The 15806-nt window shown below is 41.3% G+C and carries 19 protein-coding genes, 1 pseudogene and 1 riboswitch; of the genes and pseudogenes, 13 read left to right on the top strand and 7 right to left on the bottom strand.

Going from position 1 to position 15806, the window contains the following annotated elements; all coding sequences use genetic code 11:
- Nucleotides 1-96: 96 nt before the first annotated feature.
- Nucleotides 97-951 (bottom strand): NAD(P)H-binding protein, encoded by an 855-nt coding sequence (locus FC65_RS03990; RefSeq protein ID WP_056971634.1) that lies wholly within the window; start codon nucleotides 949-951, stop codon nucleotides 97-99.
- A gap of 143 nt (nucleotides 952-1094) precedes the next feature.
- On the opposite strand from FC65_RS03990, the gene FC65_RS03985 reads away from it, so the two are divergent.
- Nucleotides 1095-1559: an Rrf2 family transcriptional regulator gene (locus FC65_RS03985; protein WP_010497662.1), complete on the top strand. Its 465-nt coding sequence runs from the start codon at nucleotides 1095-1097 to the stop codon at nucleotides 1557-1559.
- 28 nt (nucleotides 1560-1587) lie between these two features.
- Here FC65_RS03985 and FC65_RS03980 read toward each other — a convergent pair whose 3' ends face one another.
- From FC65_RS03980 to FC65_RS03960, 5 genes are all read right to left on the bottom strand, one after another.
- Nucleotides 1588-2268 (bottom strand): type 1 glutamine amidotransferase, encoded by a 681-nt coding sequence (locus tag FC65_RS03980; protein ID WP_056971633.1) that lies wholly within the window; start codon nucleotides 2266-2268, stop codon nucleotides 1588-1590.
- 96 nt (nucleotides 2269-2364) lie between these two features.
- The gene (locus FC65_RS03975; protein ID WP_010497658.1) at nucleotides 2365-2712 is read right to left on the bottom strand and encodes a hypothetical protein; all 348 of its coding nucleotides are present in this window, start codon (nucleotides 2710-2712) and stop codon (nucleotides 2365-2367) included.
- Between the two features lie 4 nt (nucleotides 2713-2716).
- Nucleotides 2717-2974: a hypothetical protein gene (locus FC65_RS03970; protein ID WP_010497656.1), complete on the bottom strand. Its 258-nt coding sequence runs from the start codon at nucleotides 2972-2974 to the stop codon at nucleotides 2717-2719.
- A gap of 132 nt (nucleotides 2975-3106) precedes the next feature.
- Complete coding sequence (locus tag FC65_RS03965; protein ID WP_056971632.1) at nucleotides 3107-3472, bottom strand: hypothetical protein; 366 nt, start codon at nucleotides 3470-3472, stop codon at nucleotides 3107-3109.
- 5 nt (nucleotides 3473-3477) lie between these two features.
- Nucleotides 3478-4026 (bottom strand): GNAT family N-acetyltransferase, encoded by a 549-nt coding sequence (locus FC65_RS03960; RefSeq protein WP_056971631.1) that lies wholly within the window; start codon nucleotides 4024-4026, stop codon nucleotides 3478-3480.
- A gap of 133 nt (nucleotides 4027-4159) precedes the next feature.
- On the opposite strand from FC65_RS03960, the gene FC65_RS03955 reads away from it, so the two are divergent.
- The 12 genes and pseudogenes from FC65_RS03955 (at nucleotide 4160) to galU (ending at nucleotide 14345) form a co-directional block, all read left to right on the top strand.
- Complete coding sequence (locus FC65_RS03955) at nucleotides 4160-5314, top strand: MFS transporter (RefSeq protein WP_082618990.1); 1155 nt, start codon at nucleotides 4160-4162, stop codon at nucleotides 5312-5314.
- A gap of 17 nt (nucleotides 5315-5331) precedes the next feature.
- Complete coding sequence (locus FC65_RS03950; RefSeq protein ID WP_056971630.1) at nucleotides 5332-5598, top strand: ACT domain-containing protein; 267 nt, start codon at nucleotides 5332-5334, stop codon at nucleotides 5596-5598.
- Between the two features lie 21 nt (nucleotides 5599-5619).
- Complete coding sequence (locus tag FC65_RS03945) at nucleotides 5620-6963, top strand: PFL family protein (RefSeq protein WP_056971629.1); 1344 nt, start codon at nucleotides 5620-5622, stop codon at nucleotides 6961-6963.
- A gap of 345 nt (nucleotides 6964-7308) precedes the next feature.
- Nucleotides 7309-7399: riboswitch (TPP riboswitch) on the top strand.
- A 148-nt stretch (nucleotides 7400-7547) separates the two neighbouring features.
- Complete coding sequence (locus FC65_RS03940; protein WP_056971628.1) at nucleotides 7548-8120, top strand: ECF transporter S component; 573 nt, start codon at nucleotides 7548-7550, stop codon at nucleotides 8118-8120.
- 17 nt (nucleotides 8121-8137) lie between these two features.
- Entirely contained in the window at nucleotides 8138-9562 is a 1425-nt protein-coding gene (locus FC65_RS03935) for an ABC transporter ATP-binding protein (RefSeq protein ID WP_056971627.1), read from the top strand.
- Complete coding sequence (locus tag FC65_RS03930) at nucleotides 9559-10215, top strand: energy-coupling factor transporter transmembrane component T family protein (protein WP_056971626.1); 657 nt, start codon at nucleotides 9559-9561, stop codon at nucleotides 10213-10215. Before FC65_RS03935 ends, FC65_RS03930 begins: the two co-directional genes overlap by 4 nt.
- Before the next feature lie 150 nt (nucleotides 10216-10365).
- A complete protein-coding gene (gene thiT / locus FC65_RS03925) occupies nucleotides 10366-10935 on the top strand; it encodes an energy-coupled thiamine transporter ThiT (protein ID WP_056971625.1) in 570 nt (189 codons plus the stop codon).
- Nucleotides 10936-11087: 152 nt separating this feature from the next.
- Nucleotides 11088-11597 carry a hypothetical protein gene (locus FC65_RS03920; protein WP_010497629.1) on the top strand — a complete coding sequence of 170 codons (510 nt, stop codon included), beginning with the start codon at nucleotides 11088-11090 and terminating at the stop codon, nucleotides 11595-11597.
- 136 nt (nucleotides 11598-11733) lie between these two features.
- Nucleotides 11734-11874, top strand: a complete 141-nt coding sequence (locus FC65_RS11790) for a hypothetical protein (RefSeq protein ID WP_156408569.1) — start codon at nucleotides 11734-11736, stop codon at nucleotides 11872-11874.
- A complete protein-coding gene (locus FC65_RS03915) occupies nucleotides 11871-12698 on the top strand; it encodes an NAD(P)-dependent oxidoreductase (RefSeq protein WP_162257046.1) in 828 nt (275 codons plus the stop codon). The genes FC65_RS11790 and FC65_RS03915 overlap by 4 nt, the downstream gene beginning before the upstream one ends.
- A gap of 98 nt (nucleotides 12699-12796) precedes the next feature.
- Nucleotides 12797-13246, top strand: coding sequence for a VanZ family protein (locus FC65_RS03910; RefSeq protein ID WP_056971623.1), 450 nt, complete (start codon nucleotides 12797-12799; stop codon nucleotides 13244-13246).
- Between the two features lie 215 nt (nucleotides 13247-13461).
- Nucleotides 13462-14345 (top strand): annotated as a pseudogene (galU, locus tag FC65_RS03905) (UTP--glucose-1-phosphate uridylyltransferase GalU).
- A gap of 209 nt (nucleotides 14346-14554) precedes the next feature.
- Here the strand turns inward: galU and FC65_RS03900 are convergent.
- Entirely contained in the window at nucleotides 14555-15772 is a 1218-nt protein-coding gene (locus FC65_RS03900; protein WP_056971622.1) for a mechanosensitive ion channel, read from the bottom strand.
- Nucleotides 15773-15806 lie beyond the last annotated feature (34 nt).

Genomic DNA, 15806 nt, shown 5'->3' with positions numbered 1-15806 from the left:
TATTTCTAACTTAATTTTACAAACGACGAAATAAAAAAGCGGACTGTAAAGATAGCTACTATCTGCAGTCCACTTTTTGTCTGAAAAATGTTGTTTTTACTTAATAAAAAGTTCTTTTAAAGCATCTTGTGTAGACGATAATGGTTTACCTAAATATTTTTCCATATCATCAGGTTCAACAGCCAAACTACCGCTCTTAACGATCTCCTGTGAGGAAGCAGTAAAGTCAGCCGCATCTTTAGGTAAGTCTGCATTATCTTGAAGAAATTGTGAAACCGTGTCAGCGTCAGTTGTAATGAAGTCAAATTTTTTGCCAGATACTTTTTCTAAAGCTTCGGCTAATTGTTGATAGGTCAGCAGCGGGCCACCAACTTCAAGAATACTTGGAAAATCAAATTTACCCGAAACAGCCCGAGCGGCTAATTCTGCAAATTCACGTTTCAGACCCCAGCCGGCTTTGCCTTCACCGCCAGCGTGGATAAACTTACCAGTTTTTAAGGCAGAAGTAATTACGCCGCCTTCGTTTTCAAGGTACCAATTATTACGCAAGAAAGTATGGTCGATCCCTGACTCAAGGATCAACTTTTCAGTGTATGCGTGGTCTTGTGCCAGTGGGCTAGTTGATGTGTCTGCTTTGCCAAAACTTGTGTAAGCAATGTATGAGATACCGGTTTTTTGGGCAGCATCAATGACATTTTTATGTTGTGGTTGACGCCCAATTTCACTGCTAGATACGAATAGTAATCTATCTATGTCATGAAAAGCTTGTTCTAAAGATGTTGGGTCATCGTAAGTTGCGATTTTAACAGAGAAGCCGTTTTCTCTAAGCTGTGCAGCTTTCTCCTCACTTCTGGCTAAAGCGAAGATCTCATCTTGAGGGACTAATTTTTTTAAGGCAGCTAAAGCATAAGTTCCAAAACCGCCTGTTGCACCTGTCACTAAAATACTCATATTGTTACATCCTTTCATTTTGGCTGTTAGAATAAATAACTGTATATTTAAAATATACAGGTTTATAATAAAGACTCAAAGATAAATAGTCAAGAATTTGCAATTAGAAATAGTAATTAACTTTCTGGGGGAATAAAAAACGTATGAAAAATTCTATTCAATTTAGTGACACAGTGCATATTATTTCTTATATTGCTATATTTCAAAATACGGATCGGTTATCTAGTAAAGATATCGCAGAAAGCGTGCAGACCAATCCCACTAACGTCCGCAAGATAATGGGTAATCTCAGGAATGCCGGCTTGATCAAGACCACAAATGGGCGAGCACAGCCAGCCGTTGCCAAAGATGTCAATGAGATCTCTTTTTATGATATCTATCAAAGCTTGGATAATAAAGAACTATTTCAGGTGGATACGAATACGGAACCCAAGTGTGTAGTAGGGGGGAATATTCAAGAAATTTTGCAAGATGACTACGCTCTTTTGCAAACAACGGTTGAAGAAAAAATGAAGCAAATTTCTTTAGGTACTGTTTTGCATCAGCTGGCAACTATTGAGGTGCAAAAAAAGCGGGGAAATCAAGACATCGTGGCAAAATTCTTGTGATCTGCTGAGGCTTGTTCCAATAAAATGGTTATTCAAGACTGGCTCCTTCCATAATATAATCAAGAATTTTAAACATCACATTTTTATTTTCTGCTGGTACTGGGGTATTCAAAATATCGGCAGCTGTTTGTTGAAGCACAGTTCCTTTGATATAGGGGAAGTCGTTGACGACCATCTCGCGTACGTTGTCACTTTGCGGTTCAAAGTGGAATTGCAAGCCAACAATGCGGTGGTTCATCACGAATCCTTGATTCTTGAGATGAGAACTGGAAAAAAGTAGTTGAGCTTGTGCAGGTATCTCAAACATTTCTTCATGCCAGTGCAAGGCTGTTAATTTTTCTGGAATACCAGAAATGACATTAGCTTGCAGGTAAACGGGCGCCCAACCGACTTCCTTAGCTGGTGCCTTGATGACAGGATAGCCCAAGGTTTTCGTAATTTGTTGTGCGCCATAGCAAGCTCCAAACATTGGCGTGTCATTGTTTAGCAACTGCTGGATCAAGTGACGTTCTTCCTTGATCCATGTCAAATCATCGTTTGGGCTCATTGGTCCACCCAAAATTACCAGCATGTCAGTTTCTGATGCCTGCGGCAGATAACCGAATTGATATGGATGGTAAATATAAGTTTGATGCCCGTGTAATTGGGCCCAATCTAAAATGGAACCTGGACCTTCATTAGGTGTGTGTTGTAAGATATTGATCCGCATGAAATTACCTCTTTTTGTTTGTAAAATAATTTATTGTTGTAATTAAATTGATGATCATATTTTAGTTTTGTTCTCAGATACATCAATAGCCAACGGTCACTGATATATCTGAGCCACTTTCCACCGTAGTATGCCTATCTTTTTCATATCAACACCGATCGTTTTTTGGTGCAAGTTAGTGGCGAATGCCAGCTTGTTTCTGGTACCGCCTTGAGGATCAGAAGTGTTGCTGCATTTAGTTTTTGGACTCAAGTTGGTTAACAAATTAGCTGTTTTTTTATTTGCCGCTAACTTGGTGAGCTTGGTATGATCTTGTTTTTCAAGCATAGTATTGATCTGATCGTTTAGCTCATAGGAAATATATGAGCCTGAATACACAAATAGTGCTGCGCTTAAGGCAAGTATTACCCCAACTGATAAAAATGCTGTGGTTTTAATCTTCATATTTTTATTCGACCTTACTCCAGCTATCTAGTGTTCTGCCGTCTTTGTCTTTAAGTTGCAGCCAACTGTTGGTCCCGCCAAAGTATAAAAACAAGCCAACCTCATTGGGACTTTTTAACACAATATCGGCAACTGTCTGCTTTCCAGTAATTTCATTCTCATGTTCGATTCGTAGTTTTTGAGCAAAGCGAGCGGAAAAACCGACCGAGCCGTCCTTGTTGAGGGGGATCTCTGTTTGCAGCTTTGCCCCGGATTTGATCACTATTTCTGAACGTTTTTGCCAAAAGACTGTGGCGGTCGCACCATGATAGTCAAGGTAAAAGGGGAGCGTGGAAATTTCTTTAGTCCATTTGTGACGTGGTTTGCCAGCTTTTTTGGCGTAGGGCTTTTTAACTTATAACCAAACTGAGCCAAAATTAAAGCAATAACTTGAACTTTTTTTCACGGCAGCTTCAAATTCAACCGGAATTTGAGGCGCTTTTTCATTTTTTCCAGCTAACTTTACTAAGCTAAATTTCAGATGATCCAGCTTAAGAGTATTGTCGTTCATTGAAATGATGATCATTGTCTGACTCTTTTTTGTTTTTGAAAGTGGAAGAGTAGTGATCGTAACAAGTTTCCGGTCGTCAAAGATCAAACAAAGGCCATCTTCTTTTAAATTTGCAACTGCACAGTCAGACGTGATCATCAGCTGTAATTGATGTGCTGGTATAGTTATCTGTGTGTTGTTCTCTTCGATTTTGACAGTTAAATTCAGCATGATACTTACTCCTTATTCCATTCATCTTTGAGCATTGTCCACAAGTTTCCGTCGTGGAAACCGTCCGCTAATAGTTCGCTTGCTCGGATCGTGCCATCCAAATGAAAACCGGCTTTTTGTGCGACATGGTTACTGCGTGGATTGTCAGTGGCAGCGTGGATCTCGATCTTATTGACAGCATAGTCTGCAAAGCCTAAATGACACATCGCTAAGACGGCGCGGTGCATGATGTTATTGCCGCTGAATTTTGTTGCTAGCCAGTAACCGATCTCGGTACTTTGATCCATTTGTAAAAAACGATTGAAACTGATCATTCCGACAGGCTGGTCGTGATAACGAATGATTAAGTTCACTGAGGTGGAATTGCCAAAATGTTCAAGCATAGTGGTTAAAAACTTTTCTTCATCCGCCACACTCTTCATTTCTGGGACCCAGGGCAGCCAAGTTGCTAAATCTGGACGACTTTCTTCAACCAGTTCAAACAAAGGTTGTGCGTCGATTTGCGGACGCGGGAGAGCTAGACTGAGTTCGTCATCGATCTGATATGTAAACATGGTTGTTCATCTCCTAATTTCGTTATTGTTTCAATTAACTGTACTTACTTATTGCAAATTTATCAATAAGTAAGTACGATAACATTAACAAAAATCATACACTTAAGGTGTAATGGAAGGTAGATCATGATGAGTGAAGAATAAATTTGTTTTGCTGGCAGATATGCTGGTCAATATGGGGATCGGGTTGATCATGCCGATCACGACGCTATACGTACATAATTCTCTCCACAAAAGTTTGGTCGTGGCGGGCTATGTCTTACTAGGTTTTTCTGGTGCGATGACACTTGGCAACTTGTTGGGTGGGCGTTTGTTTGATAACTGGCACCAAAAAAAGACGATGTATTTAGGCGGAACGATCCAGGTTATAGCATTGCTGTTGTTGACCGTCTTTCCCGTCTGGCCGCTTTATCCCTTCTTATTAGTTTTGTATGGCTTAGGTTTGGGTATTTTAAATTCCGCAGTGAACGGTTATTTAGCCTTCCTGCAAAAGGATGACCCGAACATCTTTAACAACGGTTATTGGTTGGCAAATATTGGGATGGCTTTAGCGACGCTGCTGTCGGGTTTGTTATTTGACATCAGCATTCGTCTAATTTTTGGCGGTTCGGCGCTGTTGTTTTTCATGACACTGTTGCTGATTCGGGTCAAATTTCGAGACTTTTCGGTCGAAAAACATTCTGGGCGGCCGCTTGCAGTTTCCCAAAAGTCCAATCGGGCGAATGTTTGGGGGATCACGCTAGTATGTGTAACGATGATCGTGATCTGGATCTGTTATGAGCAGTGGAATAGTAACGTTTCCGTCTTAATGACTGGTCAAGATATCTCTGTTTCACGTTACAGTATGTTATTTACAATTTCTACCCTAGAAATTGTGGTCATGCAACCCTTTATTACGCGACTTTTTCCAAATACATTTCGCGCTGACAAATTGCGGGTCATTTTAGGCGTTTTGGTCTTTGCTTGTTCCTATTTGACATTGGTCGGAGCCGATGTTTACTGGCAATTTGTTTTGGGGATCACGTTTGTTTCATTAGGTGAGATCTTAGCTTTGACAGCGATCCCGATGTTATTGAACCGTTATGCGCAGGATAATGATCGCGGAACGATTCAGTCTCTTGGTAGTCTGTCAGGGTCATTAGGTCGAGCTTTGGGGCCCTTATCTGGCGGTTGGTTGATTACTGCTTTAGGGTATAGCAAGACATTTTTAGTTTTCTTTGTGGTGCATTTAGTGATGGCAGTGATCTTACTTGGAGTTCATGCTCCAAGTAAAAGAATAAATGAATAGTGAGAGGATGAGATTTGATGCGGGCAATTTTAACAACGATCGGACAGGATAAAGTTGGTATCATCGCGGGTGTCAGCCAATATTTGGCAGAACACGCAATTAATATTTTAGATGTTTCGCAAACGATCATGGAAGGAGATTTCACGATGATGATGTTGGTCGACTTGCCACAGGAGACTGACTTCCAAAGTTTGACAGCAAAATTGAATGAATTAGGCACCAAATTGGGTGTTGAGATCAATATTCGTAACGAAGAAATTTATCGTGCCATGCATCAATTATAAAGAATGGAGGTGATTGCAGAAATGGAAACAGAGAAAATCATGGAGACGGTCAATATGATCACCAACGAAAATTTGGATGTTCGGACGATCACCATGTCCATCTCGCTATTAGATTGCATCGACAGCGACAGTGATACGGCTTGTCGCAAAATCTATAATAAGATCACAACTAAGGTGCGTGATTTGGTCAAAGTCGGTCAGCAGATCGAAGCAGAATATGGGATCCCAATCACTAATAAAAGGGTGACGGTCACTCCAATTGCTATCGTCGCAGCTGCTAGTCATGACAAAGATTATGTTAAATACGCTAAAACATTAGACCGTGCTGCACACACGATCGGCATCGACTTTATTGGCGGTTATTCAGCGTTAGTTCAAAAAGGTTTCCAACAAGGCGATCATACTTTATTGAATTCATTACCAGAAGCTTTAGCGGAGACTGAATTGGTTTGTGCCTCGGTCAATGTCGGCTCAACGCGTTCAGGGATCAATATGGACGCAGTTGCTCAAATGGGCGAAGTTATTGTGGATGCTTCCAAACGTGATGTGATGACTAACGCGAAGATGGTTGTCTTTTGTAACGCAGTCGAGGACAATCCATTTATGGCTGGCGGTTTTCAGGGGATCAGTGAACCAGATGTTGTGATCAATGTCGGAGTTTCTGGCCCAGGTGTTGTTAAAGCAGCACTAGAAAAGGTCAAAGGGCAATCAATGGATGTCGTGGCTGAAACAATTAAGAAGACAGCTTTCAAGGTCACTCGTATGGGGCAGTTGGTCGGCACGCTGGCAGCGCAGAAATTACACACTCAATTTGGCATCGTCGATTTATCCTTAGCGCCAACGCCGGCGGTGGGGGATTCGGTCGCTCAAATTTTAGAAGAGATCGGTCTTGAAAGTGTTGGAACTCACGGAACCACAGCGGCTTTGGCATTGTTAAATGATGCAGTCAAAAAGGGAGGCATCATGGCTTGCAGTCATGTTGGCGGACTCTCTGGTGCATTTATCCCAGTTTCAGAGGATGCTGGAATGATCGATGCCGTGACTGCGGGACATTTGAATATCGACAAGTTAGAAGCAATGACCGCAGTCTGTTCTGTTGGGCTTGACATGATCGCCATCCCAGGTGACACTCCGGCAACAACAATCAGTGCAATGATTGCTGATGAGGCTGCGATCGGCATGATCAACAATAAAACGACTGCAGTGAGAGTCATCCCTGTTCCTGGCAAAGATGTTGGCGACATCGTCGAGTTTGGTGGTTTGTTGGGTCATGCTCCTGTCATGAGCGTCAATCAGGCTTCGTCGGCCGAAATGATCCAGCGTGGTGGGACGATCCCTGCCCCAATTCACAGCTTTAAAAATTAGGCCGTCATTTGGTGATTGAATTGGAAGGACAAGTGGATAAAGATTTGCAAGGTTCTGTTCTATCTAGTTGAAGAGCAAATTGGCTAAAAGTCAGCGGAAGTATTAGCCAATTCAGATAAATCGGCTAGAAGTCGGCGGAAGTATTAGCCAATTAAGGGTAAATCGGCTAGAAGTCAGCGGAAGTATTAGCCAATTAGGACAAATCGGCTAAAAGTCGGCGAGATTTTCCTTCAGTTGGTCATTATTTCTTCGAGTTAGACGGGGGCGGAGCCGAAAAAGTTAAATCGTTTTCTTATTGCTTTTATTGCATACAAGGTATATTATCGTAACTGGTAATACAATTAAATAAGACATCTGGGGTGCCATTAGGCTGAGAAAACACCCATTGAACCTGATACGGTCAATACCGGCGAAGGGAGTCAGTTTTTATCTGGTCGCAAATTGCGAATGTTAACGATAATCATGATCTCTTTTGGCATATGCTGAAGGAGATTTTTTTATTTATAAATTTGTGAGTTCATTTTCTTTCGTGAGGTCGGTGCGTGTATGTCTGATGTTGCTTCCTAGGGTTAGGAGAGAAAATTATGCATGAACAAAAATCAAATGCTTGGCATTTACGAGATGTTATTTTACTGACATTAACCGCAATTTTAACAGGAGTGATTTATTTTGGGGTAGTCTTTTTATATAACGGTTTGACCGCCTTGTTGACACCGTTGGGGCTAGCTCCTTTTGGCAATGATTTGATCTTAGGCTTGTGGACGATGGCTGCTCCTCTAGCTGCTTGCTTATTGCAAAAAGTCGGTTCCGCTACTATCGGCGAAATACTTGCTTCAGCAGTCGAAGCTATTTTGGGCGGTCAGTGGGGGATCAGTACTTTGATCTCTGGTTTTGTTCAAGGTTTCGGTTCTGAGCTTGGTTTTACTTTTACGGCTTACAAACGCTACGATATGTTTAGTCTGTCTTTGTCGGCATTGACCACGACGATCGTGACCTTTACTTGGGATCTCTTTAGAGAGGGATACGCGGCCTATCATGGTTGGATGATCATTGCTTTGTTCTTTACCAGACTATTGTCGATTTGGCTGTTTGGTGCCTTGTTAGTGCATGCTGTAGTTTCTCTGCTGGAACGTTCTCACATGCTGCGGGCCGAGTAAAGTAAGGAGAATCTGGTTTGAGTTATATTGATATTACCGATTTAACGTTTAGCTATACCAAACAGGGGCCTTTGGTATTGGAAAACCAACAGTTGAGTTTTCAGCAGGCCACTTTTAACGTGTTGACCGGTCCTTCAGGCTCTGGCAAATCCACGCTGTTACGCCTTTTGTGCGGCCTTTTTCCTCAATATACAGGTCACTTGCAAAAAGGGCAGATCTTAATTGATGGAGAGAATATAGCTGATATGGATATTAGCAAACGTGCGCAAAAAATTGCCATGTTGTTTCAAGTACCAGCTGAACAATTTGCCATGCCGACTCCTCGTCAAGAACTGATTTTTACACTTGAAAATATGCGGATCGCACCTGAGCAAATGGATCAACGAATAACGCAGGCTTTTGATTTTACTGGGATCAGCGAATTTGCGGACCGTGAGTTTAGTTCACTTTCTGGTGGAGAGCAGCAAAAAGTTGCCTTGGCCATCATTTTGGCACTTGATGCTGATACGATCCTCTTGGATGAGCCATTTGCTAATGTTGACCCCGAGGCACGAAATTTTTTACTGCATCGGTTGAAACAACTGGTTTCCAATCGTGGTAAAACAGTGATCATTGCCGACCATGATCTGTCGGATTATCAGCAATTAGCGGACTATTTATATGTCATGGAACCGACACAAAAACAGATCCACCTCGCCACTGAAGCCGAAATGCAGCAACGGTTTTTGTCATTTGAACAAAACCGTCATCAGCAAATTTCGATCAGTTTGCCGGATCAAACGGATACTGCAGAATTCAAGCTGCGTGACTTTTCTACGGGACATCAAAAGGTTTTGCTTAAGCAGGCTAATTTTGAATTGATGAAGCATCATTTGACAGTTTTTACTGGGCCAAACGGAGTGGGCAAATCCACCTTGTTTAATTCTTTGACTAAGTTGCAAGATTATCAGGGCTCGCTAACTTGGGAAAATAATGAGATCGCTAAACTTAAGGTCAAAGATTATAGTCGCCATGTTGCTTTAGTTTTTCAGGAACCGATCAGCCAGTTTCTCAAGGTCACAGTTGCAGAGGAGTTAGAGTTAAGTTTGCATAATCAGTATGATCATGCATGGACTAAAGAACGTGTTCGAGATACATTGGCAGATTTAGGTCTGACCGGTTTTGATGATCACGTGGTGTATATGTTGAGTGAAGGGCAAAAGCGCAAGCTGCAAATTTTATTGATGCTGATCATGGGAGTCCCCACTTTATTGTTAGACGAACCATTGACAGGCTTGGACTTAGTTTCAGTTCATAAGATCATGCAGCTTTTACAACAGGCAGTCAGAAATGAAGACAAGACAGTGATCATGATCAGTCATCAGTTAACAGATGTTGCTGACTATGCTGATTACCACATTAGTTTGCACGAAAAAGAGTTATCTTACGAGGCGAGTCTATGAATCCAACAGTCTTATTAGTGATCGTTTTGATTTGTGGGGTCGAGCTGTCATTTACTCGGGTTATTGCGGCGAATGTACTCGTAATTTTGGTGGGCTTGGTGATCATGTTATTCCGGCGGGCAAACTGGCGCTCGTATTTACGGCTATTTTTATTACCGCTGTTGCCGGCGTTAGGTGTTTGGTTTTCATTAGCTTATTTTTCAGTCGGTCATGATATTCACTTTGCCTGGGTACTAGCAACGCGGATCTATGCCTATTCATTCTTGGGTGCAATTTTTACCTTTTCGACAACTATCAGCGAAACTTTAGCTTCCTTAGAACAAAATGCACATATTCCAACGACTTTTGTGTATGGAATGTTAGCGGCCTTAAACTTTGTACCTAAAATTAGAAGTGAGGTCCAGAAGAGCAAAGTCAGTGCCCAAATGCGGGGGATCACCTTGCATTTCTGGTCACCGCAATTGTTATTTAAGGGGATCTTGGCTGCTTTAAACTGGTCTGAAAATTTAGCCGAAGCTATGACATCACATGGCTTTGCAGAGAATCAGCCACGGACCCATTATTCTGTTATCCAAATTCCGTGGTGGAATTATTTAGTATCGATCCTAGTTTTAGCAATTTTTCAAATGTTTATTTTTACAGGTTTACCGTAGTTATCTGACTTGAGTTTCTCGTGGCAGAAGGCCGTGCCTAACTAACTACTCTACCCTAATGCAGAAAAGCGCATTATAGTACAGCAGTCCGTTAGTGCTCACCTTCTAAACGCCACGCTGCACTCTGTTTATAAAATAGGAGGTTTTCTTATGTCCCGATCTCGAAATAATACTCGTCTTTTGACCGAAACGGCCATTATGTCGGCTTTATCCATCGTTTTAAGTTATATTGTTATCTTCAGAATGCCGCAAGGCGGCAGTGTCTCACTAGTTTTGTTGCCCTTGATTTTCCTTTCTTTGCGTCGTGGACCGATTTGGGGCTGTACTGCTGGTGCGATCTGCGGTGTTGTTCAACTAATGTTTGGCGGCTATTTTTTAAATCTGCTGCAGGTGCTTTTTGATTATGCTTTTTGCTTTGGGACCGTCGGCTTTGCAGGTTTCTTTGCCAAACCGTTACAAGGTGCCTTGCGTGAAAAGAAACAGGGTCAGATTTTTGGCTATACCTTAGCTGCTAGCTTTTTGGGCGGATTTATGGCTTATCTTAATAACGTCATTTCAGGAATTGTTTTTTATGGAGAATATACTCCAAAAGGCCAGTCTGTGTTTGCCTATTCCACGATTTATAACGCTACATACATGGTTCCAGAAACTTTGGCGGCAATGATCATTGTGTGGCTGCTGGCAGCACGTGCGCCAAAATTATTTATTCCAGAAAAATAGAACTTAAATTATCGAACGTGTGGACATTGGTCTGCACGTTTTTTAGTGCAAAATTAGGGATAAGTCGCTTGCTATGTTTTCTTTGCTAATATCATTTATTAGTGAAAATGTTATAATAGTCTATAGTTACAGAGAGGAAAGGGGAAATTATAATGAATGTCGAAAAAATAAGTTTGGCTTTAGGTCCCGAAGACGTTTTGCGTGCCAAACAGCACAAATATTCTGATAGAGATTTGAAGTTATTGAAGTCCGTAACAGATGAGGATAAGTTCATGTTACTGGACAAGTCAAATAAAAAAACAGTCTTTGGCTCTGGTTTAAATTATGTTACCCAGCACGAGATCGGCAAGGAAAATTGGGAGGGTTATTTTGAGTTTCGGTACTTTACGTTAAAGACAGACCAGAACAAGCTGTTAGAGTCTTTGATGCAAAAATGGGAAAATGGTTATGAGGTCCCTGTTGGCCTGCGTTACAGTTTAGTTCTGCATGTTCCTCGCAAAAATTTACAATATTTAATGATCAACGTTTGGGATTCTGATATTGATTTCTTTGATTGGAATACTTCCGCTAAAAATGAGCTCAACCAATTTGGGTATAATGAAAACTCGGAGCCGTATATTAGCCATTTTGTGATTGCCCCAGAAAAGAAAGAAAAACAATAGTATATTTGAAAGCCAAGGGTTTGCGGTCTCTCTACGAATAGAAGGACTTAGCTCTTAGCTTTTTATTTTTCACGGTTTAAAACGGTAGTGTATAATATACGCAACTGAAATGGAAAAATACAAGTGGGGTGATATGATGAAAGTCTTAATTTTAGGTGGGGCTTTGAATCACGAAGGAGCAGATAGTACATTTGCAAAATTGACCAGTCAGACAGATGACGACTTCATTTTCAATCGCGATGATTTGACGGATGAGGGCTGGCTGAAGTTGAAGTGATATTGGGTAGCGCTCCTGGCGTGTTGGAACGGATCTTTAGTTTACCAAGCTCAAACTTAAAGTGGATCCAAGCTTTCTCAGCCGGTGTTGATTATTATCCCTTAGAGCAGCTGGCAAAACGAAAAATCTTGTTGTCAAATGTTAGCGGCATTCACGCTGAACCAATCGCCGAAACGGTCTTCGGCCTGATATTAGGACAGTTACGTGGAATCAAGACTGCAGTGGAAAATCAACAACATAGCAGCTGGAAGCCTGATTCTTCGCATTACACGGTTTTGAGCGACAAGAAATTGGCCGTTTTTGGAACTGGGCATATTGGCACACGAGTGGCTGAGTTAGGACGAGCATTTAAGATGGAAACGATCGGAGTCAATCATTCCGGCCACCCTGCAACGGGCTTTGAACGAACTGAGGCTATTAATGAACTCGGCCCTGCTGTGTTGAATGCTGACGTGATCGTGGATACATTACCGCTGACAAGGAAAACACGTAGTTTGTTTGATTCTGTTTTCTTTGTCAAACTAACAGCTGCACCCTTATTCATTAGCATTGGCCGTGGTCCGAGTGTAGTCACGGAAGATCTGATCAAAGCGCTAAATGACGGGCAAGTTGATGCAGCGGGTTTAGATGTGACAGACCCTGAGCCGTTGCCAAGCGACAGTCCCTTATGGCACATGAAGAATGTGACCATCACGCCGCACGTTTCAGGATTATACCAAGAATATGTTCGAGATGTTGTGCACATCTTTAAGGAAAATTTATGTCAGTATAAAAAAGATGGAACACTTACAAGAAATGAAGTGGATATGAAAAAAGGCTATTAACGAAAAAACGGCGTTTTAAGAGCAGTTGTAGCGGTGATTTACACTAGTTTATCTGACGAAACTTTTTTTAGCTGTAAGGAAAGAGAGAATCAAGTATTTTGAACCTAAGTAAAAAAGTGGTGCGTAGTTTTATTTGGCTGGCGTTTATTGTTTATTTGGCAACTGTGGCAATTCTATGTTTTGCGCCGACATTGCCGTTAGTGATCCCAAAGAGTAATCCGGTGCCCTATATCTATCTTGGTAAAGCACCGTTTATTTATTTGCCATTTGCTGAACTGCTGCACATGGATTTTTATCTCAACATTTTAATGACTTTTCCATTCGGAGTTTTTATTGCATTGTTGCAAAAAAAGCCATCAGGCAGTGCACGAATAATTTGGTCCGGAGTCGCAGTGGGTCTATTTATTGAGATCACTCAGTTGATCTTAGATAATCTGGGGATGACAGATCGCTGGATCGATGTGAATGATGTTTTGGCCAATGGGATCGGTCTTTGTCTGGGATATTTGTTAATGTTTTGGATCTTACAAAAAATGGTCGATCGATAAGAAAAGGTGGGCGCTTATTAAGCATAGTGCGCCTTTTTTTATTGTTCCTTTTGCAAATTTAGTTAAACGTTCAGCGCCGGTTTTTGGCTAACGACCTTTTGAGTTTAAACTGGTAGTCAACTTGCGTTACACTGAGTGTGTTGACAGGTAACGTATAAAATTAAAGTTTTAAGAGTAGTCCTTACTCTGTTCTAATTGTTGAAAGGAGTTTTTGTATGAAAGTACGCAAAGCTGTTATTCTTGCTGCAGGTTTAGGAACTCGTTTTCTTCCTGCGACAAAGGCGATGCCAAAAGAAATGTTGCCGATCATTGACCGCCCGACAATTGAATTTATTGTTAAAGAAGCAATCGATTCTGGGATCGAAGATATTTTGATCGTGACTGGGAAAGGAAAACAGCCAATTGAAAATCACTTCGATTCAAATCCAGAACTAGAGGCCAACTTGAAAGAAAAAGGCAAGTCGCATTTATTGAAATTAGTCCAAGAAACGACCAATATCAACCTGTTTTTCATTCGGCAGCCTCATCCGAATGGTTTGGGCGATGCTGTCTTGAGGGCTCGCGATTTTATTGATAATGAACCGTTTGTTGTTATGCTTGGTGATGATTTAATGAGGGACAAAGTAAGCAATTGATCGATCGTTATGACAAAACACATGCTTCGACTCTGGCAGTCATGCGGGTCCCCCATGCCAAAACCAAAGATTATGGGATAATTGAGCCCATTTCTGAATTAGATCACGGCCTGTATGATGTTAAAAGTTTCGTAGAAAAGCCTGCACCAAAAGATGCTCCATCGGAGCTGGCAATTATTGGCCGTTATTTACTAACACCTGAAATTTTTGATCTCTTAGAGACCCAAAAGCCAGGAAAAGATCACGAAATACAGTTGACTGATGCAATCGATCGCCTAAATGCAACACAGCGTGTCTTTGCTCATGAATTTACTGGTTAGCGTTTTGATGTCGGAAATAAGTTTGGATATTTAAAGACTGCAATTCAGTTTGGTCTGGAAAATCCGGAGATCAAAGATGATCTGACGAAATACTTGAAAGAAGTCGGTAAGAGACTAGAACCTAAGCCGCAACAGAAGAAGTAAATCAAAATAATAAAAGCTCAGGTTTATGCTGCGCTTTTGAATATAGAAAAACCAGCAACATGTCTCTGCAAAAAGAGATGTTGCTGGTTTTTAGTCGAGTTCCGCGTGGCAGCAGGCTGTGCCTAACCAGCTGCCATACCATAATGCTGCAAAACGCATTATAGTCCAGCAGCCCGTTAGTGCTCACCTTCTAAGCACCACGCTACACTCTATTCTTCTTTATCCTTGCCTTCATCGTCTAATTTCTTATCTAATTTCTCTAATTGATGATGGGCAAAATCGCGGCCGCCCAATCCGAAAGCAACGGCGAAGGCCACTGAAAGTCCACCAACAATAAATAAGAAAGCAATATTTACGATACTGTTGGCAAAGTCTAATTGGTCTAATGCCATGAAAACTGCGAAGATGCCAAAGACAACTTGAATAATGAGCCCGAGCCATTTGTTTTTAGTAGCATTTGTAAGCATCTTGCCGACAAATTGTCCGCCAAAGAAGCCGAGACCCAAAATGATCACAGCAAACAACAAGTTCGGCAAATAACCAATGATCGCTTCACCAACGTGGTCGAGAACTTTGAACTTCAAGGCTCCCAGCGCTTCGACTACGAAGAAGAGCCCAACGACAACTGCGACGATCTGGCCCAAGATCTTGGAGATCTTAGCAGCAGGTACTTTCTCTTTTGGATAAAGGTTTTCTGACATTTTGTCGATACCAGTATTTTCTAACAAACTTGTGACTAAATTACCGGCAACTTTCGCGATCACGATTCCGACAGTTAGCAAGATCGCTGCCACTAAAATGTTAGGGATAGCACTTAAAATGCTATTTAAAACAGTTACGATCGGTTTAGTGATCGTGGAGATCTTAAGCGCTTCTAGAGCAACGACTGCAATTGGAAGCAAAACAAGTAAGTAACAAATCATTGCTAAAGACTTAGCAATTGATTCTTTGTTTTCTTCATCTTTTGAAGTTCCGACAAATTTGTCAACGTAATGATCAACTTTCAAAGTGCTTGCCAAATTGTAGACTAAGTTTTTGACTAATTTAGCTACGAGGATCCCAATAGTTAAGATCACAGCTGCCAATAAGATGTTAGGTAGATATTGTAAAATATAATTCATCATATCTGTGATCGGTGAGGCGATCGAATTAAGTCCGAAAGTCGTGAAGATACCCGGCAAGAAAACCAGCCAAATTAAGTAATAACAGATCTTGCCCAATGAATCTAGCAAATTATCTGCTTGTTCAGTACTAGTGAACATCTTCCACTTAACTAACCGTTCATCCAGTTTGATTTTCTTGAATCCCTTGGTAACAACATTTTTGACTAGTACAGCAACTAACCACGCAATCAAGATCAATATCACGCCTTTAACTAAGGCTGGTAAAGTATCTTGAAATGACTGCCAAAATTCCGCAGTATCCATAAATATCCTGGATTATTCATAATTTTACCTTGAG

The sequence above is a fragment of the Ligilactobacillus acidipiscis DSM 15836 genome, from assembly GCF_001435755.1.
GTDB lineage: Bacteria > Bacillota > Bacilli > Lactobacillales > Lactobacillaceae > Ligilactobacillus > Ligilactobacillus acidipiscis.
Note: the sequence above shows the minus strand (reverse complement) of the source record. Positions and strands in the feature narration are given on the sequence as shown.

What these genes read in the sequence shown, in the direction of transcription:
- FC65_RS03930 (WP_056971626.1), top strand. Translation starts at nt 9,559, where the DNA reads ATGAATCCAACAGTCTTATTAGTGATCGTTTTGATTTGTGGGGTCGAG.
- FC65_RS03975 (WP_010497658.1), bottom strand. Translation starts at nt 2,712, where the DNA reads ATGAAGATTAAAACCACAGCATTTTTATCAGTTGGGGTAATACTTGCC.
- FC65_RS03945 (WP_056971629.1), top strand. Translation starts at nt 5,620, where the DNA reads ATGGAAACAGAGAAAATCATGGAGACGGTCAATATGATCACCAACGAA.
- FC65_RS03985 (WP_010497662.1), top strand. Translation starts at nt 1,095, where the DNA reads ATGAAAAATTCTATTCAATTTAGTGACACAGTGCATATTATTTCTTAT.
- FC65_RS03920 (WP_010497629.1), top strand. Translation starts at nt 11,088, where the DNA reads ATGAATGTCGAAAAAATAAGTTTGGCTTTAGGTCCCGAAGACGTTTTG.
- thiT (WP_056971625.1), top strand. Translation starts at nt 10,366, where the DNA reads ATGTCCCGATCTCGAAATAATACTCGTCTTTTGACCGAAACGGCCATT.
- FC65_RS03965 (WP_056971632.1), bottom strand. Translation starts at nt 3,472, where the DNA reads ATGCTGAATTTAACTGTCAAAATCGAAGAGAACAACACACAGATAACT.
- FC65_RS03980 (WP_056971633.1), bottom strand. Translation starts at nt 2,268, where the DNA reads ATGCGGATCAATATCTTACAACACACACCTAATGAAGGTCCAGGTTCC.
- FC65_RS03990 (WP_056971634.1), bottom strand. Translation starts at nt 951, where the DNA reads ATGAGTATTTTAGTGACAGGTGCAACAGGCGGTTTTGGAACTTATGCT.
- FC65_RS03900 (WP_056971622.1), bottom strand. Translation starts at nt 15,772, where the DNA reads ATGGATACTGCGGAATTTTGGCAGTCATTTCAAGATACTTTACCAGCC.
- FC65_RS11790 (WP_156408569.1), top strand. Translation starts at nt 11,734, where the DNA reads ATGAAAGTCTTAATTTTAGGTGGGGCTTTGAATCACGAAGGAGCAGAT.
- FC65_RS03950 (WP_056971630.1), top strand. Translation starts at nt 5,332, where the DNA reads ATGCGGGCAATTTTAACAACGATCGGACAGGATAAAGTTGGTATCATC.
- FC65_RS03940 (WP_056971628.1), top strand. Translation starts at nt 7,548, where the DNA reads ATGCATGAACAAAAATCAAATGCTTGGCATTTACGAGATGTTATTTTA.
- FC65_RS03960 (WP_056971631.1), bottom strand. Translation starts at nt 4,026, where the DNA reads ATGTTTACATATCAGATCGATGACGAACTCAGTCTAGCTCTCCCGCGT.